This is a genomic window from Telluria sp. ZB2R32 (genome assembly GCF_059685715.1).
Map to the genome: position 1 here is coordinate 132,152 of NZ_JCASIG010000011.1, position 18,094 is coordinate 150,245.

The following is an 18,094-nucleotide window of genomic DNA, read 5'->3' on the forward strand; positions in this document are numbered from 1 at the left end:
TCGCGATCAGTGTGCCGGCAATGTTACAGGCAATGCAAGCGCAAGGGGCCGCCGGCTCATCCCTGCTGGTCGCGCATCCACTCCTTGAGACCCTCGACCCATTTTTTCGCCGGCAGGTTCAGGCGCCGCTTGATCGCGCCGGCGCGTTCGAACAGGATCGAGAAATCGATCTGCGGCGCATGTTTGAAAGCGATGACGACGATGTTCGCATCGTGCACCTCGGGCAGCCAGACGACGGCGTCGAACACCTCGGTCATCGCCTCTACATTCTTGTCGTAGTTGCCGAATTCGCCGAACACGTTGGCGGTCATGATGCCGCCCGGACGCAGGCAGTCGCAGCAGCCCTGGTAGAACGCGACCGAATCGAGCACCGGGCCGCGCGCGTCCTGGTCATACAGATCGACCTGCAGCGCGTCGACCGTGCCGTGGTTGCGCTTGTCGAGGACGAAGTCGAGCGCGTTCATTTCAACCACCTGCAGGCGGGCGTCGTCCGGCGGCAGTTCGAACAATGCGCGGCAAATCGCGATCACGTTCGGATTGAGTTCGATGGCGCTGACGCGCGCGTCGGGAAAGCGCCGGTAGCAGAACTTGGTGAGCGCCGCGCTGCCCAGGCCCAGCTGCACGATGTGGCGCGGGGCATCCTGGAACAGCAGCCAGGCCATCATCATCTGCACGTATTCGAGTTCGATCGCGTCCGGGCGAGACAGGCGCATCGCGCCTTGCTCCCACGAGGTACCGAGGTGCAGCGAGCGCACGCCCTCGAATTCGGTGACGGTGGCCGGCGGGTGGCCGGGCTGGCTGAAGCGGAGGTCTGGCGAGGAGGAGTTTTCAGGCATGGTCGGCGGCGCAGGTAAGGCGCGATCTTACCAGAGCCGCCGCCCGCATTCAGCCTGGCGTCAGCGCCGGCAGAATCATGGTGACCGCCAGGCCGCCGCCGTCGCGGTTCGACAGCAGGATGCGGCCGCCGTGCGCTTCGGCGATTTCGCGCGCCAGCGCCAGGCCCAGGCCGGTGCCGCTGCGCTTGGTCGAATAAAACGGGACCAGGGCGTTCGTCAGCACCGCCTCGTTCATGCCGCTGCCGCGGTCGAGCACCTCGATACGCAGCAGGTCTTGCGCGCGCTGCACCTTCATTGCCACCGCCTCCGGTGCGGAACCGGATTCGTGCGCATTCTTTAACAGGTTGAGCAGGGCTTGCTCCAGCTGCGCCTGGTCGAGCAGCGCCGGCTCCGGCGGCAGCTCGCCCTCGAGCCGGAACGCGACTTGCGAGGACAGGCGCGCGATAAAACCTGGCCAGTCGAGGCGTTCAGGGCGCGGCGTCGGCAGCTTGGCGAAGCGCGCGTAGCCGAGGATGAAACTCTCCAGGTGACGGGTGCGCTCGCCGATGGTTTCCAGGATCTGCGGCAGGCGCTCGGTCTGGCCGCGCCGCACCAGCTCGGCGCCGGAGTGGGCCAGCGAGGCCAGGGGCGCGAGCGAATTGTTCAATTCGTGGCTGATCACGCGGATGACCTTTTTCCAGGTCTGTACTTCCTGGCGCCGCAGTTCGGCCGTCAGGTGGCGCAGCAGCAGCAGTTCGTGCTTGCGCCCGTTCAGACTGAAGCTGCTGCGCGCCAGGTGATAGACCTGCTCGTCCTCGCCTTCGCCGGCGGTAAACAGGCCGTCGCCGCCACGCGCCAGCGCTTCACCGAGGGCAGGGGAGGATTGCGCCAGCAGGGTGTCGAGCGCGTGGCCTTCGAGCTTGCGGCCATCCGCCAGCAGCTGGCGCGCGGCCAGGTTGGCGTAGACGACGGCGCCGGCACGGTGGGGCACGTCGGCCACCAGCAGCATCGCCACCGGGGTGTTCTGGACCATGGTGTCGAGCAGCAGTTCGCGCTGCACCAGGTCGCGCCGCTGCTCGCGCAGCACGTTGCCGAGTTCGTTGTGCGCGCGGATCAGGTCGGCCAATTCGTCGTCCTGCGGCCAGTGCAGGCTGAACGAAAAGTCGCCGTCGCGGTAGCTGGTGACGGTGCCCTCCAATGCGCGAAACAGCGACAGGATCGGCTGCACCTGCGAGCGCACCGTGATGATCGCGACCGGGATCACGCAAGCCAGGCAAAGCGCGGCCGCCAGCAGCGGACGCCCGGGCAGGACGTGGTCGAGCGCGAGGGCGATGATGATGCCGACCGTGAGCAGGGTGCCGACCAGGGCGGAGAAGCGGGTGACGAGGGAGAGGCGCATGGTTCGATTCAGTGCGCGGGAGCGCAGGCGCTGGTTGGACGCGTGGGCGGCGCAGCCGCCCACCCTACGGGTCAGGGGCGGGCGATGCCGAGGCGCTCCATCCTGCGGTACAGGGCCTGGCGCGACAATCCCAGTTCGGCGGCGGCCTGCGAGACCACGCCGCCGGCGCGCGCCAGGGCGGCGGCGATGGTGTCGCGGTCGAGCTCGGCCTCGGGCGCTTGCGGCTGCGGCTGCGCCGCCACCGGCAAACCCAGGTCGGACGCGCGGATCGTGTCGCCTTGCGCCAGCAGGTTGGCGCGCGCCATCACATTTTTGAGTTCGCGCACGTTGCCGGGCCAGGCGTGCGCCTGCAGCGCGGCTTCGGCGCCGGGGGCGAGCCGCTTGCCGGGCGCCAGGAAATTCAGCGCCAGCGGCAGGATGTCGCCGGGGCGTGCGGCCAATGGCGGCAGGCGCAGTTCGATCACGTTCAGGCGATAAAACAGGTCTTCGCGGAAGGTACCAGCGCGGATCATCGCCGATAAGTCGGCATTCGTGGCGCTGATCACCCGCACCTTGACCTGCCGCTCGCGGTTCGAGCCGAGGCGCTCGAAGCGGCCCGTCTCCAGCACGCGCAGCAGTTTCATTTGCCCGGCCGGCGGCAGATTCCCGATCTCGTCGAGGAACAGGGTGCCGCCGTCGGCCGCCTCGAATTTGCCTTCGCGTGCCCGCGAGGCGCCGGTGTAGGCGCCGGCGTCGGCGCCGAACAGTTCCGCCTCGATCAGTTCCGAGGGCAGGGCGCCGCAATTGAGCACCACGAAGGGGCCATTCGCCACCTGCGAATTGGCCTGGATGATTTCGGCGATGCGTTCTTTACCCGTGCCGTTCGGCCCCGTGATCAGCACCGGGATGTCGGCGCGCGCCACCTGGCAGGCCAGTTGCAGCACGCGTTCGGTGGCCGGGTCGGCCCAAACCAGGCCGCGCAGGTCGAATTGCTGTTCCAGTTCGCGCCGCTCGCGCCGTTCGCGCCCGACGCGCTGCGCCAGCGCGCGGTTGGCCTGGCCGAGTTCCACCAGGTTCGTGACGGTCGCCAGCAGGCGCGCGTCGTTCCAGGGTTTCGGCAGGTAGTCGGCGGCGCCCGCTTTGACCAGGTCGACCGCCGCGTCGAGATGGGTCCAGGCGGTCAGCAGGATCACTGGTAAATCCGGATACAGGCCGCGGATCCGGCGGAACAGCGCCACCCCTTCCTCGCCCGAGGTCGTGTCCGCCGTAAAATTCATGTCCTGGATCACCAGGTCGACCGGCGCGCGCGCCAGCACGGCCAGTCCCTCTTCGGGCGAGGCCGCATGCAGCGCCGCGATGTCGTGCAGCGAGAACAGCACGTCGAGGGCGAGGCCGACGGCTGCGTTGTCGTCAATGATGAGTACGGTAGGCATGCTTGTTAGGATAGCATTAATTTATTTCCATTTAGCAAGCTCGGCTTTGTGATCATGCACTGCGGGTGGCCAGCGCCGGCGAAATGCTCGCCGCCCGCCAGGCCGGTCCGTACACCGCGATCACGCCCAGCGCCCAGAACACCACGCCACCACCGACCAGGTAGTCGAGCGGCAGGCGCGCCATCTCGAGTTTACTCACCAGCAGCTGGTTCAGCGCCACGCCCAGCAGCACGCCGCCGAACACGCCGGCGCTGGTGATCATGAAGTTCTCGGTGATGAAGTAGCGCAGGATGTCGCGCTTCCTTGCACCCAGCGCACGGCGCACGCCAATCTGCTTGCGGCGCTGCGTGACCCACAGGCTGGCCATGCCGACGATGCCGCTGGCGGTGATCAACAGCAGCAGCACGCTGACGGTGACCAGCATCCACGATAGCGCCACGTCGGCGCGGTAGCGGTCCTTGCGGTGCTGCTCGAACGTGATCGATTCGAGGATGACCGGCGTCGGCGAAGCCTTGCGCAATGCCGCCTCGACGTCGCGGATCACGCGTTCGCGCTGGCCGGCTTCGGCGCGCACCGTGTAGGTGGCGCCGGGATTGCCGCCGTACTGGCGCATCGGCGCGATGGTGGCGTACTCGCCGCGTTCGGTCACTTCCGCGCTCTGGGTCTGCAGGCGTTCGACCACGCCGACCACGCGCACCTCGATCGCATCTTCTCCGGTACCGAAGTACATGGTCTTGCCGGTGGCCGGCAGGCCCGGCCACATCTTCTCGGCCAGGGCCTTGGTGAGGATCACGTGGCGCGGCGTGGCGTCGCTGTTGGCGTCGATGTCCATGTATTCGCTGGGCAGGAAATCGCGCCCTTCGACCAGTTTCAGGCCCCAGGTGTTAACGAGCGAATCGGGCGAAAAGTAGAACGAGGCCGGCGCCGTTTCGTCGACCTGCTTGCGGTCGACCGCGACGCTGTTGTTCCAGCCCGATTGCGACAGCGGGATCTGGTTGACGTTGGCCGCAGATGCCACGCCCGGTACGGCGCGGATGACGTCGGCTTCGCGTTTTTGCGTGGCCAGCTGCTGCTCGGAGCCGCCGGCGGTGAGATTGCGCACGCTGATCGAAAACACGGCCTGCTCGTCGGCGACGCCGCTCGGGCGGCTGACGACGGCGCGCCGTTCGCCGACGATGTGCAGGGCGTTGGCCAGGATCGCCAGGCTCAGCGCCACCTGCAGGGCGACCAGGATGGCGCCGGTCTTGTTGCGCAGGAGCGCGGACAGGATGGGACGGATTTCCATAATGGTGTCTCTCGCTTGTGATTATTGGGACTTCAGTTGGAGGGCCGGCGTCACCTGGCAGGCGCGCCAGGTCGGCAGCAGGCCGGCCAGGATCGCGGCCAGCACCGACATGATGAAGGTGATGGCGAGCATGGTCAGGTCCATGCGCGCGACCACCGCCACTTCGCTGCCTTGCATGCTGAGCAGGGCCAGCGCGCCAAAGGCGAGGATCAAACCCAGCACGCCGCCGGCCAGGCCGACCACGGCGCTCTCGATCAGGAACTGGCGGAAGATCTCGCGGCGCGAGGCGCCCAGCGCGCGGCGGATGCCCACTTCGGCGGCGCGCACCGAAAACTTCGCCAGCAGCAGGCCGATCGTGTTCACCAGGCACAGCAGCAGGAAACCAAAGGCGAGCCAGGCCGACAGTTTGGTGTCCTTGCCGACCACTTCGCGCTCTTCCATCCACTCGGTCACGTTGAACAGGCCGTTCGGCGCGGCGCGCTTCATGCGGCCCAGCTTGCGCTGTTCGCTGGCGTAGCTGTCGATGTAGGCTTGCAGCTGGCCACGGTCGGCGCTGGAGGCGGTCTCGAGCCAGAACTGCAGCCAGGTGCAGTTCGAACGCAGGGTGCCCTCGTAGCCCGGATCGGAGCGCTCGGAGCAGTTCATGCCGCCGTTGCGGGTCGCTTCGTGGCGGATCGCGCTGGCCAGCGGCACGAACAGGTCCTCGCCCTTGCCGTATTGGTCGCCGCCGACCAGCCGGTAGTAGCGTGGCTGCGGCACCCACTTGTCGATCACGCCGACGATGGTGAACGGGGTGTTCATCACGTTGATGCGCTGGCCGACCGGACTCGCGTCGCCGAACAGTTTTTCGGAGATTTCGCGGCTGAGCACGACGACGTCGGCGCCACGTTCGTCGTCCTGCGCGCTCCAGGGCTGGCCATGCAGGAAGGGCACGTCGAACATGGCGAAGAAGTCGCGCGTCGGCGCCATGCCGCTGGCGGAAAAGACCGGCAAATCCTTGCGCGGCGGTTCGATCGGCACCGAGATGCCGTACAGGCCGGTACGGCGCACGCCCTGGCCGCTTTTCAGGAGATTCATCACGTCCGGATAGCTGACCTGGTTCTCGCGCAGCTTGTCGCCGGGCTTGTAGTTGTCGACCGGCGCCACGTCGAAGATCGGCACGAACAGGCGGTCGCTCTTGTGCGGGATCGGGTCGCCCGACATCATGTGCAGGATCGTCAGCGTCGACACGCTGGCGGCCACGCCGATGGCGAGCGTGAGTATCATCAGCGCGGTGAGGGCAGGGTTCCTGCGCAGGCTGCGCAGGCCGAGGTTGAAGTAATAGCTGAACATGGCCTGTTCCTCAAGCGACGGTAGCGGCGGCGGCCAGCGTCGGCCCCTTGCGCACCAGGTCCGACACCTGGCCGTCGATGATGTGCACGTTGCGGTGCGTGCGCACCGCCAGTTCAGGGTCGTGCGTGACCATCAGGATGGTGGTGCCGGCCGCGTTGATCTCTTCCAGCAGTTCCATCACGCCGCGCGCCATTTGCGTATCGAGGTTACCGGTCGGCTCGTCGGCCAGCAGCAGTTTGGGCGAGCCGGCCAGCGCGCGCGCGATTGCCACGCGCTGCTGCTGGCCGCCCGACAGCTCGGCCGGGAAGTGTTTCATGCGCGAGGCCAGGCCAACTTTGGCCAGCGCGTCTTCGATGCGCTCCTTGCGCTCGGCTGCGTTGAAGCCGCGATAGCGCAGCGGCACGTCGACGTTGTCGAACAGGCTCAAATCGGGGATCAGGTTGAAACCCTGGAAGATGAAGCCGAGCTTTTCGTTGCGCAAACGGCTGCGCGCATCGTCGTTCATGCCCTTCACGTTGACGCCGTCGAGCACGTATTCTCCGCTGGTGAATTCTTCGAGCAGGCCGGCGATGTTGAGAAAACTGGTTTTACCGGAACCGGAGGGGCCGGTGACGGTCACGAATTCGCCCTGGTTGACCTGGATCTCGAAGCCGCGCAGCGCGTGGGTCTCGATCATGTGGGTGCGGTACACCTTGGAGAGGTTGGTCATGCGCAGCATGGGATGTCCTTTCAGGAGGAGGTTTTTAATTCAAGGAGACGCGGTTCGCGTTCTCGAAGGTGTCGGTGCCGGCGACGACGACCCGGTCGCCGGGTTTGAGGCCTGAAACGATTTCGACGGCGGAGATGCTGGTGGCGCCCAGCTGGATCGGGGTGCGCACGGCGATACCGTCTTTCACGACGTAGGCAAAGCGGCCGCCTTCGCTTTCGACAAAAGGACCGCGCGGCAGCATGACGACGTTCGGCTTTTCTTCGATCAAGAGGCGCGCCGTGACGCGCTGGCTCTGGCGCAAGCCCTTCGGTTGGGCGCCGTCGAAGCGCACCCGGGCCAGCACCTGGTTTTTCACGACTTCCGGCGACAGGGCCACCAGCTTGCCGCCCGCCGTGCCGGCGGGCAGGGCGATTTCGGCGCTCATGCCGAGGCCCATGTCGGACACATAGGTCTCCGGTACTTCGAGTTCGACTTCCAGGCGCGAGAGATCGACCAGCGTCATCAGCGGCGCATTGGCGGCGACCACCATCCGGTTTTGCACGTTCAGGGTCCCAATAAAACCGTCGACCGGGGCGCGCACCGTGAGTTCGTCGACGCGGCGCTGTGCATTCGCCATCGACAGGCGCGCGCGCTCCATCTCGTTGCTCTTGGTGCGGATCGCCAGCGCGACGTCGTCGCCTTCGAGGGTAGCCGCCTGCGTGGCGTGCTTGGCGCGGATGCCGGCCGAGTTCAGCGCATCTTTCGCTTTCTGGTAGTCGATCTTGGCGATGACGCCGACCTGCGCCACCGACTCGTAGCGCTCCAGGGTGCGCTGGGCCGACAGGCGGTCGATCTCGGCGACGTCGGCTTCGCGCTGGGCCAGCAGCTTCTGCTTGCGCGACAGGATCTGCTGGCGCGCGACTTCCGCTTTCAATTGTTCGTAGGTCGACTGTTCGCGCTTCAGCGCGTCGGACAGGTCGGGCGACTCGAGCACGGCCAGCACGTCGCCGCGTTTCACCGTATCCCCGGCTGCCACCTTCAGATTGACGGTGGCCGGCGCGGTCGAGAACAGGGTCGGGCTGACGGCGGCGACCACGCGCCCGTTGACGGAAGCGTCGCGCACCAGCGTGCCGCGGCCGACTTCGGCGATGCGCAGGCGGCTGGCATTCACCGAGTGTTCGCTGTTGCTCCAGCTGGAGAGCAGCAGGGCGGCCACCGCAGCGATGGCGACGGCGGCGCCGGCCAGCAGCGAACGTTGTTTGAGCTTTTGTCCGGGCGGCGCGACGACGACGGTGTCTTGATGGGATGTATCGCGGATCATGGTGGTGTCGATAACGAAGTAATGCTGTCGTTATTGCACGATCCGTGCCAGAAGCTAAGTGTTTGATTTTATTCGGTGACCGCGCCGGCGGACGGGTGTCCGCGGTGTCCGTATGCTTGCGTCCGTACGTACGCGGACACGGTGTGTCCGGGTGTTGTGGGGCTGTTGCCTGTGGGGCTATTGGTATGCATGATCCGCGTGGACACAAGTGTCCACCCTACGAGAAACGGTACGTAATCGGGTTTCGTATGATCTCGCCGTTAGCGCTGACCGTAGGGTGGACTCCTGAGTCCACGGGGATTCTAAAAACCGATAACAGGGCAGGCAACAGCCCCACGCACCGTCGCCTGCCCCGGTTACTTCTGCGGCTTCTGCTTCTGCCCATACTTCCCGACGATCTCGCCCTTGCCGATCACATGCCCCTGCATCGCCTTGAGCAAGGTATCGCGATCCGACCCGAACGGCACGTCCAGCATCGCATCGAGCGCATACACCTGGAAGTGGTAATGGTGTGCCGCTTCGCCCACCGGTGGCTTCGGTCCGTAATAGCCCATCGAACCGCGCGTATTGCGGCCCTGCAGGACACCTTCCGGATCGGTCAGGCGCGGCTGCTCCTGCACGCCGTCGGGCAGGCTGGTGACCGTGGCGGGGATGTTCCAGGCCAGCCAGTGAACAAACGGCGTGACCGGTTTCGCGTCCGGGTCTTCCATGATGATGGCGTACGACTTCGCATTCGGCACCGCCTTCCACGCCAGCGCCGGCGAAACGCCATCGGCATACTCGCTGTACTTCTGGTCGAGCATGCCGTTGCTCTTGAAGCTGGGCGAGCTGACGAACAGGGCGCCGGACGATTGCGTCTCCGGACGCTTGTTCGCCAGCGGTACATTATTCCCCTTGTTGGCTTGCTCCTTCATCGGACCGGCCGGTGGCATGGCCGCGGCGCCTGCGGGCGTTTTGCCGCTGCCCCCGCTGTTACCTGTGTAGGCGATGCGATAGATCACGCCATTGCCATCGTCCGCCATCAGCATCGAACCGTCTTTTGCGAACGCCAGGCCGACCGGACGCGCGATGTGGGTCTTGCCGCCGTCGGTGAGGAAGCCGGTGACAAACGGTTCGATCGCTTTCGGCTGGCCGTTCTCGAAGCGCACGCGCACGATTTCGTAGCCGGAGGCCGGGTTGCGGTTCCACGAGCCGCGCATGGTGGCGAATGCGTCGCCGCGGTATTCCGCCGGGAAGGCGCTCTGGTTGGCGAACACGAACTGCATCGGCGCCGCGTGTGCGGTATAGCCCATCACCATCGGCGTGGAACGATCGCGCCATTGCTGCTTGCTGAGTTCGCCCACCGGCGTGCTTTGCGGGTAGATCTCGTTGTTGCCGTAGACGTGAGGCCAGCCGTACATCTTGCCCATCTCGATCTTGTTCAGCTCTTCCTGCTGCGCGTTATCGCCAAGGAAGTCGATGCCGTGGTCCAGGCCCCACAACTCTCCCGTCTGCGGATGCCAGGCGTAGCCGATCAGGTTGCGCAAGCCGCTGGCGAAGATGCTCCTCTGCTTGCCGTCGGGCGAGGCGCGCAGCAGGGTGGCATTCTCTGGATTGCTTTCGTTGCAGGTGTTGCAGGTGCTGCCGACGCTGATGTAGAGCATGCCGTCCGGGCCAAAGGCCATGGTGCGGTTCGGGTGCTGGCCGCTGTCGGGCAAGTCGCCGATCAGCATTTTCAATTCGCCGAGGCGGCCGTCCGGCTTGATGTCGGCAGCAAAGACTTCCTTCACGGTGATCAGGTACAGCTTGTTATCGCGGATCGCCAGGCCGTGGGCGCCGGCGCGGCTGGCGACCTGGATCGGTTCGCCGTCGGCGCGGCCGTCGCCATTGGCGTCGCGCAGCAGCAGCACGTCGCCCTGGTCGCGCCGGCTCACATACACGTCGCCGTTCGGCGCCACCGCGATGATGCGCGGGTTTTTCAGGCCGGTGGCAAACGGCGTGACCGTAAAACCGTCTGGCGCCTTGATGCCGCGCATGCGCTCGGGCGTTGGCTCGACCTTGTTCGGTTTGAAGATGTTGTTGTTGAGGGCCACCTGGGTGCCGTCGCCTTGCTGGGCGTAGGCGCCTGACACTGCCATTGCCAGCAGGGATGCCGCGAGCGCGCGTTTCATCGTGTTTTTCCTTTCCACTCAGTTGAATTGATTAACTATTAATCAATCCTGCCAGAGGCGAGCGCGGCCGTATGTGGTGGAACGAACATTGTTTTCAAGGCTGGGCTGATCGGATAAGTAAAATTGTTGAAATTTATCAACTTGATCATACTTACTGTTCAGACAACCTCGTCATTGCCAGGATCTCCGTTTGAAAAACCTTGCTGCGCCCGTGTTCGATTCCCTGCATAAGGCCAGCGCCGCCGTGCGCCGCCTGTTGCTCCTGCCGCCCGCCACCCCGCTCGATTACCCCTTCGCCGACAGCGACGTGGCGCAATTGCAGCGCGTGATGGCAGGCCCGGACAGCTTCGCCCTCGACGACCAGACCTGGAACGATTTGCTGCTGGCGCCGTATCTGGCCGGCCTGTCGGGCGAGGTCAGCATCGCCGGCCGCCAGGAGCTGTACCGGAGATTGCGCGCAGGCCTGGACGACGGCGAGCGCGCCGCGCTGGCCGAGCGCCTGCGCGCCTTGCAGGCCGACCCGGCGCGCATCGAGACCGTGCGCGCTGCCTTGCTCCCGCTGCGCCAGGCCGACACCGAAGTCGCCGCCCTGCTGTTCGAAGGAGAGGCGTCACCGCCGCCCGCCTGGCTCGGCTGGACCTGGCTGCTGCCGCTGGCGCTGATTCTGTCGATTGCCGCCGTCATCCTCAGCCCGCTGGCCTGGATCGCCGCGGGCGCCGCGCTGTACGTCCTGATCGCGCTGCAGATGCGCTACCACGAGCGCGTCGACAGCTGGAAACGTGCGCTTGACACGATCCAGTTGCTGCTGGTCGCGACTGCCCGGCTAGGGGAGGAAACCGCGCAGCATGCCGGCCGCCTCAACCGCAGCCTGTCGCGCTCGCTCGCCGCGCGCGTCAGCCCCGGCGCCGCCAGTTATGGCGACTGGTTCGCGCTGGCCAACGTCACCCATTACTACAAGACGAATGCAATCGTGTTCCGCGAACGCGCTTTTATCCGTACCTGCTGGCTGCACTGCGCCGCGCTGGAAGCCGATGCCGCCCTGGCGCGCCACCTGCTGGTGAAACCGGACTGGTGCTGGGCCGAGCGCGCAGCCGAGGGACAACTGGCGATCGAGGACGGTTATCCACCCATTGCTGGCGGCGCCCACCGGCCTGTCGATCGCATTGGCAGGGCACGGCGCCTTCATCTCCGGCCCGAACGGCGTCGGCAAAAGCACCTTCCTGCGCATGCTGGGCCTGAACCTGGTGCTGGCGCGCGCCTTTGGTTTCTGCCATGCGCGCCGCGCGCGGCTGCCGATGCTGCCGGTCTACGCCAGCATGCAGAACGAGGATTCGCTGGAGGGCGGCCAGAGCCTGTACATCAGCGAACTGGCGCGCGCCCGCGCGCTGCTGGCGGCGGGCGCCGGGCCGCATCCGGGCGTCTGCCTGATCGACGAGATTTTCAGGGGCACGAACCACGTCGAATCGGTGGCCGCCGCCGCCGCTGTGCTCGACACGCTGGCGGTACGTTCGCTGGTGCTGGTGTCCTCGCACAACCTGGAGCTGGCGAGCTTGCTGGAACACCGGCTGGCGCCGCATTGCCTGCGGCGCGATGCCGGCGGGGGGCTGGCACTGGCGCCCGGGGTGCTGGACCGGACCAATGGCATTGCGCTGCTGGGAGCGCATGGGTTTGGGGCGGAAATCGAGGAGAAGGCGCAGCGGGTGGCGGGCTGGCTGACTGGGTATCTGGGAAAGCCGGAGGCGGGGGCGCATGTGTTGGCAGGAAAAATGGTGCCTGGCCGGGCAGCTTGAGTACGCGTGGGCTCGGGGAACCCACCCTACGAGGTTGTGAAAAAATCGCCATGGCGGCGTTGCGCCGCCTTGCCGTACCCACGTACTGTCTTCGGCGGCGCGCCGGGCGGCCGTATCCCTTGCCCTGACAATTTTTTCACAACCTCTACGGTGCACCACGGTCTCATGAAATTGCTACTGGCAGTGGTGCACCGTAGGGTGGGCACTTGTGCCCACGCGGATCAACGTATGAATAAGCTGCACAGGCAACAGCACCAAGCTCGCATCACTTGCGCGGCAACGGCGTCCCCTTGTCGATCACCTCACGACAATCGCCTTTTAGGGTCGCATTGTCGTAATCGGCCCAGCCATAACTGTCGACATAGCGTTTATGCCGCGTCAGTTGCGCGCTGGCGATGCTGCGCGCGAGTGTTTCGCCCGGATAGCGGATATCGCCGAGATCGACCAGCGTATGAAAAATGTTCTCGGTCGACAGCGGCGCCGTGCGGTGCGCGCGCAGCTGCGCTACCTTGTCCGGGAAGCGCGCGCCGTAGGCATCCGAATACCAGGCAAAGGCAGGCACGTGGAATTCGTGCTGGTTATTGTGGCCGTGAAAAACCTGGCGGCAGGCGCCGTCGAACAGGGTCTGGCCGTGGTCGGCCACGTACATCAGGGCCGCGGCCCGCTCGCCTGTTTTCAGCTGATTCACCAGTTGGGACAGGAACCAGTCCGTATATAAGATCGAATTGTCGTAGCTGTTGTTCAGCTGTGGCTCGATCGCGGTATCGGTCAGCACGGGTTTATGCACGCCCACCAGCGACGGCTTCCACTGGTCGAAGCGCGCCGGATAGCGGTGCGCGTAATTCCAGTGGCTGCCCAGCGTGTGCAGGACAATGAATTTTTTCGGGGCCGGGTCGGCCAGCGCGCGCGCAAACGGTTTGAACAGGACTTCGTCGTAATTCGAATTGTCTGTAAAGCCGCCCAGGTTCAGGAATTCGACCGCATCCGCCTCCTTGGCGAATACGGACACGGGCGTGTCGAATTTGCCGAACGAGATCTGGTTCGACAGCCAATAGGTTTTGTAGCCGGCTTCCTTGAAAGCGGTGAGGAAGGATTTTTCGGTAAACCCGTCTTTGAGACTCTGCATCGCCGGCTTGCGCGAAATGATCACCGGCACCGACAGGCGCGTCGCCGAAACCGAGGTGATCAGGTCGCTCATGCTGATCAGGTTTGGCTCCTGCGACAAAAGCGGATTGGTCGGGCGTGCGTAGCCGTTCAGGCTCCAGCGGTCGAAGCGCGCCGATTCGCCCAGCACCATCACGATCACGTCCGGGGTATTGGACGGGTCGGCCTGCACTGCATCGAAACGGAAGGCGGCGCTGCGGCGGTGCAGGTCGGCGAGATACACGCGCTCTTTATAGAAATCGAGGCCGCGCGCCACCACGCCGAACGGCCACGACTGGGCAAAGGCTTTGACTTCGAACGGCGGCTGCGTCCAGTGCGGCAGGGGCGGCAGGGCAGAGGGCGCAATCAAGGGCGGGGCGGAGGTCACGTAGCGCATTTTGGCGGACGGGTCCGGTTTGGCCGGCGCCCCCGTCACCCCGACTTTCTGGCCATAGGCGAACAGCGCCGCGGCAACCAGCACCAGTCCCAGCACCAGCGGGCGCGAGCGGTCGTTCCAGTCGAAGTCGCGCGTCGCCAGGGCGATTCTCCAGGTCGCCGCCCACCAGGCCACCACGCCCACCATCACCGCCAGCATCAGCCAGGCGCGCGCGCCGAGGAATTCCATCGCCTCGAGCGGACTGGTTTCGGCCATGATGCCGAGGTGGTGGGTCGAGATGCCCTGGCCGTAGTAGGCGTACAGGTACAGCTCCGCCGGCAGTGCGATGAACGCCGGCAGCAGCAACCAGTGAAAGTATGCCGGGCGTTTGAACAGGGCCCAGACGGCGATCCAGGCGAAGAAGGCCATGCCGGCCAGCTGGGCCGGGCGCGCCAGCGGCAGGCCGAGGGTCAGAGGGAAGAAGGGCACCGCCGACAGCGCCAGGTAAGTGAGTACGAGGGCCAGGTGGGCGGGGCGCGGCAAAGTTCGCATCGAGAGACGGGGAACAGTAAAAGTCGGCTATTATCCGGCTTTTATTGCAGTTCAACCTATTTCCCAGCCAGGCACACGAGGCGGCATCTCGTGCCGATTGTGTCAGGACTACCACAGCAGTGCCCCCGATCGGCCGGGCGGCTGCCCATCAAATCAGCAAACCGGTTGACCGCGGTTTGCGACAAGTCTATACTCGCGAGTTCTCGATTTATTCTGCACTTCGTATACGCATTCGCAGCCGCTCCTTCGGTGAGTGGCTTTCGGCGCCTGTGCTGTCAGACCTTCGGGACTAGGTTTCAGTCCCCGGACAGCTTGTCCGGGTTATCAACTGTAGTACTTTGTTGGATTAGGAACGATGCCAACCATCAATCAACTGATTCGCAAGCCGCGCGTTGCCGCGGTTGTGAAGAGCAAGTCGCCGGCACTGGAAAACTGCCCGCAAAAGCGCGGTGTCTGCACCCGTGTGTACACCACGACCCCAAAGAAGCCTAACTCGGCTCTGCGTAAGGTCGCCAAAGTTCGCCTGACCAACGGTTTCGAAGTCATTTCGTACATCGGCGGTGAAGGCCACAACCTGCAAGAGCACAGCGTTGTCCTGCTGCGCGGCGGTCGTGTCAAGGACTTGCCAGGTGTGCGTTACCACATGGTCCGCGGCGCGCTGGATACCCAGGGCGTGAAAGACCGTAAGCAAGCTCGCTCGAAGTACGGTGCGAAGCGCGCCAAGGCCGGCGCCAAGAAGTAATCTGCGGTTCCGGTCATACCGGGGTCACATATAAACGTTAAGTTGAGCCGGCCGGAAGGCCGAGTAAGTGAGCGGTCATGATGGCCCTCGCGAGTGCGGAACAAGCACTCAACTGAAGATAAAGGAATTGAAATGCCACGTCGTCGTGAAGTACCCAAGCGCGAGATCCTGCCAGATCCAAAATTCGGCAATACCGATGTCGCCAAGTTCGTCAACGTCCTGATGCTGTCCGGCAAAAAGTCGGTCGCTGAAAACATCATCTACGGTGCGTTTGAACATATCCAGCAAAAATCGGGCAAGGACCCGCTGGAAGTGTTCGCAGCCGCGATCAACAACGCCAAGCCAATGGTCGAGGTTAAGTCCCGCCGTGTTGGCGGCGCCAACTACCAGGTGCCAGTGGAAGTTCGTCCGGTTCGTCGTATGGCGCTGTCCATGCGTTGGTTGCGCGAAGCCGCAAACAAGCGCAGCGAAAAATCCATGCCGCAACGCCTGGGTGGTGAACTGATGGAAGCCGCAGAAATGCGCGGCGGCGCGATGAAGCGTCGTGACGAAGTGCACCGTATGGCTGAAGCGAACAAAGCGTTCTCGCACTTCCGCTTCTAAGCACAACGCAGTATCTGTTGTTCAGGCCGGGCACATTTTGTTTTCCAAAATGCCGCCCGGTTTTGTCCATTAAAAGATTTAGGAAAAATTATGGCACGCAAGACCCCCATTGAGCGCTACCGCAATATCGGTATTTCCGCTCACATCGATGCTGGTAAAACCACCACCACCGAACGCGTCCTGTTCTACACCGGCGTGAACCACAAGATCGGCGAAGTGCACGACGGCGCCGCGACCATGGACTGGATGGAGCAGGAGCAGGAACGCGGCATTACCATTACCTCGGCAGCGACGACCTGCTTCTGGAAAGGTATGGCCGGTAACTTCGAGCCGCACCACATCAACATCATCGACACCCCGGGCCACGTCGACTTCACCATTGAAGTCGAACGCTCGATGCGCGTGCTCGACGGCGCCTGCATGGTTTACTGCGCAGTCGGCGGCGTGCAGCCACAGTCGGAAACCGTGTGGCGCCAGGCGAACAAGTACAAAGTTCCACGTCTGGCCTTCGTCAACAAGATGGACCGTACCGGCGCGAACTTCTTCAAGGTCTACGAGCAGATGCGCGCTCGCCTGAAGGCAAACCCGATCCCGCTGCAGATCCCGATCGGCGCCGAAGAGAACTTCCTGGGCGTGGTCGACCTGGTCAAGATGAAAGCGATCATCTGGGACGACGCTTCGCAGGGCATGAAGTTCGACTACCGCGACATCCCGGCCGAACTGGTTGATCAAGCCAACGAATGGCGCGAGAAGCTGGTCGAAACCGCCGCTGAAGCGTCGGAAGAGCTGATGAACAAGTACCTCGAAGAAGGCGAACTGAGCGAAGCCGAGATCAAGAAGGCACTGCGCGACCGTACCATCGCTTCGGAAATCGTTCCGATGATGTGCGGCACCGCCTTCAAGAACAAGGGCGTGCAAGCCATGCTCGACGCCGTGGTCGAATACCTGCCATCGCCGATCGACATCCCGCCAGTCGCCGGTACCGACGAGGACGACCAGGTCGTCACCCGTAAGGCCGACGACAACGAGAAGTTCGCTGCACTGGCATTCAAGATCATGACCGACCCGTTCGTCGGCCAGCTGATCTTCTTCCGCGTCTATTCGGGCATGGTCAACTCGGGCGACACCGTCTACAACCCTGTCAAGGGCAAGAAGGAACGTCTGGGCCGTATTCTGCAGATGCACGCGAACCAGCGCGAAGAAATCAAGGAAGTCCGCGCCGGCGACATCGCCGCTGCGGTCGGCCTGAAAGAAGCGACCACGGGCGAAACCCTGTGCGATCCTTCGGCGATCATCACGCTGGAAAAGATGGTCTTCCCTGAGCCGGTCATTCAGCAGGCTGTCGAGCCGAAGACCAAGGCCGACCAGGAAAAGATGGGCCTGGCCCTGAACCGCCTGGCACAGGAAGATCCGTCGTTCCGCGTGCGTACCGACGAAGAATCGGGCCAGACCATCATCGGTGGTATGGGCGAGCTGCACCTGGAAATTATCGTTGACCGCATGAAGCGCGAATTCGGCGTGGAAGCAACCGTCGGCAAGCCACAGGTTGCCTACCGCGAAACGATCCGCAAGGCAGTCACCGACGTCGAAGGCAAGTTCGTCAAGCAGTCGGGTGGTCGTGGTCAGTACGGTCACGCCGTGCTGTCGATCGAGCCGCAAGAGCCGGGCAAGGGCTTCGAATTCGTCGACGCCATCAAGGGCGGCGTGATTCCTCGCGAATACATCCCTGCAGTCGAAAAGGGTGTGCGCGAAACCCTGACCAGCGGCGTGCTGGCCGGTTACCCGGTCGTCGACGTGAAAGTCACCGTGACCTTCGGTTCGTACCACGACGTCGACTCGAACGAGAACGCGTTCCGTATGGCCGGTTCGATGGCATTCAAGGACGGCTGCCGCAAAGCATCGCCAGTCATCCTCGAGCCAATGATGGCCGTGGAAGTGGAAACGCCGGAAGACTACGCCGGTAACGTGATGGGCGACCTGTCGTCCCGCCGCGGTATGGTGCAGGGCATGGACGAAATCCCGGGCGGCGGTGGCAAGATCATCAAAGCCGAAGTGCCGCTGTCGGAAATGTTTGGTTACTCGACCTCGCTGCGTTCGGCGACCCAGGGCCGTGCGACCTACACGATGGAATTCAAGCACTATTCCGAAGCGCCCAAGCACGTGATCGACGCAATCGTCACTGCAAAAGCCAAGTAATTAAGCAAGCTAAAGTAATACGCCTTGTCAGCGGCGTCACCGCCGCTGACAAGGCCGACAACAAAACTAATACATCGTTCTTTTAAAGGAAGATCAAAATGGCAAAAGGTAAATTCGAGCGGACCAAGCCGCACGTCAACGTCGGCACCATCGGACACGTTGACCACGGCAAGACCACCCTGACGGCTGCAATCGCAACCGTTCTGTCGAAGAAGTTCGGCGGCGAAGCGAAGGCATACGACCAGATCGATGCAGCTCCGGAAGAAAAAGCACGCGGCATCACCATCAAC

At 64.0% G+C, this 18,094-nt stretch carries 15 protein-coding genes; 5 read left to right on the top strand and 10 right to left on the bottom strand.

From position 1 onward, the window contains the following. Nucleotides 1–56 precede the first annotated feature (56 nt). The 9 genes from AC56LG_RS24090 to AC56LG_RS24130 form a co-directional block, all read right to left on the bottom strand. A complete protein-coding gene (locus AC56LG_RS24090; protein ID WP_497168569.1) occupies nucleotides 57–836 on the bottom strand; it encodes a spermine/spermidine synthase domain-containing protein in 780 nt (259 codons plus the stop codon). A 49-nt stretch (nucleotides 837–885) separates the two neighbouring features. After that, nucleotides 886–2,214 carry a sensor histidine kinase gene (locus tag AC56LG_RS24095; RefSeq protein WP_497168570.1) on the bottom strand — a complete coding sequence of 443 codons (1,329 nt, stop codon included), beginning with the start codon at nucleotides 2,212–2,214 and terminating at the stop codon, nucleotides 886–888. 71 nt (nucleotides 2,215–2,285) lie between these two features. Then, on the bottom strand, nucleotides 2,286–3,626 hold the full coding sequence (locus tag AC56LG_RS24100) for a sigma-54-dependent transcriptional regulator (protein WP_497168571.1): 1,341 nt from the start codon (nucleotides 3,624–3,626) through the stop codon (nucleotides 2,286–2,288). Between the two features lie 52 nt (nucleotides 3,627–3,678). Continuing rightward, the gene (locus AC56LG_RS24105; RefSeq protein ID WP_497168572.1) at nucleotides 3,679–4,911 is read right to left on the bottom strand and encodes an ABC transporter permease; all 1,233 of its coding nucleotides are present in this window, start codon (nucleotides 4,909–4,911) and stop codon (nucleotides 3,679–3,681) included. Nucleotides 4,912–4,932: 21 nt separating this feature from the next. Beyond that, a complete protein-coding gene (locus AC56LG_RS24110) occupies nucleotides 4,933–6,243 on the bottom strand; it encodes an ABC transporter permease (RefSeq protein WP_497168573.1) in 1,311 nt (436 codons plus the stop codon). A gap of 10 nt (nucleotides 6,244–6,253) precedes the next feature. Beyond that, nucleotides 6,254–6,961 carry an ABC transporter ATP-binding protein gene (locus AC56LG_RS24115; RefSeq protein ID WP_497168574.1) on the bottom strand — a complete coding sequence of 236 codons (708 nt, stop codon included), beginning with the start codon at nucleotides 6,959–6,961 and terminating at the stop codon, nucleotides 6,254–6,256. Nucleotides 6,962–6,986: 25 nt separating this feature from the next. Continuing rightward, a complete protein-coding gene (locus AC56LG_RS24120) occupies nucleotides 6,987–8,252 on the bottom strand; it encodes an efflux RND transporter periplasmic adaptor subunit (protein WP_497168575.1) in 1,266 nt (421 codons plus the stop codon). A gap of 356 nt (nucleotides 8,253–8,608) precedes the next feature. Next, nucleotides 8,609–10,402 carry a YbhB/YbcL family Raf kinase inhibitor-like protein gene (locus AC56LG_RS24125; RefSeq protein WP_497168576.1) on the bottom strand — a complete coding sequence of 598 codons (1,794 nt, stop codon included), beginning with the start codon at nucleotides 10,400–10,402 and terminating at the stop codon, nucleotides 8,609–8,611. 285 nt (nucleotides 10,403–10,687) lie between these two features. After that, entirely contained in the window at nucleotides 10,688–11,086 is a 399-nt protein-coding gene (locus AC56LG_RS24130; protein ID WP_497168577.1) for a hypothetical protein, read from the bottom strand. Nucleotides 11,087–11,532: 446 nt separating this feature from the next. Between AC56LG_RS24130 and AC56LG_RS24135 the strand changes: the two genes are divergently transcribed. Beyond that, nucleotides 11,533–12,192 (top strand): MutS-related protein, encoded by a 660-nt coding sequence (locus tag AC56LG_RS24135; protein ID WP_497168578.1) that lies wholly within the window; start codon nucleotides 11,533–11,535, stop codon nucleotides 12,190–12,192. A 265-nt stretch (nucleotides 12,193–12,457) separates the two neighbouring features. On the opposite strand, the gene AC56LG_RS24140 is transcribed toward AC56LG_RS24135, so the two are convergent. Further along, nucleotides 12,458–14,263 carry a phosphoethanolamine transferase gene (locus AC56LG_RS24140; protein ID WP_497168579.1) on the bottom strand — a complete coding sequence of 602 codons (1,806 nt, stop codon included), beginning with the start codon at nucleotides 14,261–14,263 and terminating at the stop codon, nucleotides 12,458–12,460. Between the two features lie 355 nt (nucleotides 14,264–14,618). On the opposite strand from AC56LG_RS24140, the gene rpsL reads away from it, so the two are divergent. From rpsL to AC56LG_RS24160, 4 genes are all read left to right on the top strand, one after another. Then, nucleotides 14,619–15,005 carry a 30S ribosomal protein S12 gene (rpsL, locus tag AC56LG_RS24145; protein WP_056336781.1) on the top strand — a complete coding sequence of 129 codons (387 nt, stop codon included), beginning with the start codon at nucleotides 14,619–14,621 and terminating at the stop codon, nucleotides 15,003–15,005. Nucleotides 15,006–15,137: 132 nt separating this feature from the next. After that, nucleotides 15,138–15,608 (top strand): 30S ribosomal protein S7, encoded by a 471-nt coding sequence (gene rpsG, locus AC56LG_RS24150; protein ID WP_192052721.1) that lies wholly within the window; start codon nucleotides 15,138–15,140, stop codon nucleotides 15,606–15,608. A gap of 90 nt (nucleotides 15,609–15,698) precedes the next feature. Next, nucleotides 15,699–17,804 carry an elongation factor G gene (gene fusA / locus AC56LG_RS24155; protein ID WP_497168580.1) on the top strand — a complete coding sequence of 702 codons (2,106 nt, stop codon included), beginning with the start codon at nucleotides 15,699–15,701 and terminating at the stop codon, nucleotides 17,802–17,804. 98 nt (nucleotides 17,805–17,902) lie between these two features. Further along, the coding region (locus tag AC56LG_RS24160; RefSeq protein WP_497168581.1) for a GTP-binding protein at nucleotides 17,903–18,094 on the top strand (192 nt) is incomplete at its 3' end.

Excerpts from the sequence above, each read along its gene's own strand:
- AC56LG_RS24090 (WP_497168569.1), bottom strand. The coding sequence starts at position 836 with ATGCCTGAAAACTCCTCCTCGCCAGACCTCCGCTTCAGCCAGCCCGGC.
- AC56LG_RS24095 (WP_497168570.1), bottom strand. The coding sequence starts at position 2,214 with ATGCGCCTCTCCCTCGTCACCCGCTTCTCCGCCCTGGTCGGCACCCTG.
- AC56LG_RS24100 (WP_497168571.1), bottom strand. The coding sequence starts at position 3,626 with ATGCCTACCGTACTCATCATTGACGACAACGCAGCCGTCGGCCTCGCC.
- AC56LG_RS24105 (WP_497168572.1), bottom strand. The coding sequence starts at position 4,911 with ATGGAAATCCGTCCCATCCTGTCCGCGCTCCTGCGCAACAAGACCGGC.
- AC56LG_RS24110 (WP_497168573.1), bottom strand. The coding sequence starts at position 6,243 with ATGTTCAGCTATTACTTCAACCTCGGCCTGCGCAGCCTGCGCAGGAAC.
- AC56LG_RS24115 (WP_497168574.1), bottom strand. The coding sequence starts at position 6,961 with ATGCTGCGCATGACCAACCTCTCCAAGGTGTACCGCACCCACATGATC.
- AC56LG_RS24120 (WP_497168575.1), bottom strand. The coding sequence starts at position 8,252 with ATGATCCGCGATACATCCCATCAAGACACCGTCGTCGTCGCGCCGCCC.
- AC56LG_RS24125 (WP_497168576.1), bottom strand. The coding sequence starts at position 10,402 with ATGAAACGCGCGCTCGCGGCATCCCTGCTGGCAATGGCAGTGTCAGGC.
- AC56LG_RS24130 (WP_497168577.1), bottom strand. The coding sequence starts at position 11,086 with ATGACGGCGGCAATCGACAGAATCAGCGCCAGCGGCAGCAGCCAGGTC.
- AC56LG_RS24140 (WP_497168579.1), bottom strand. The coding sequence starts at position 14,263 with ATGCGAACTTTGCCGCGCCCCGCCCACCTGGCCCTCGTACTCACTTAC.
- rpsL (WP_056336781.1), top strand. The coding sequence starts at position 14,619 with ATGCCAACCATCAATCAACTGATTCGCAAGCCGCGCGTTGCCGCGGTT.
- rpsG (WP_192052721.1), top strand. The coding sequence starts at position 15,138 with ATGCCACGTCGTCGTGAAGTACCCAAGCGCGAGATCCTGCCAGATCCA.
- fusA (WP_497168580.1), top strand. The coding sequence starts at position 15,699 with ATGGCACGCAAGACCCCCATTGAGCGCTACCGCAATATCGGTATTTCC.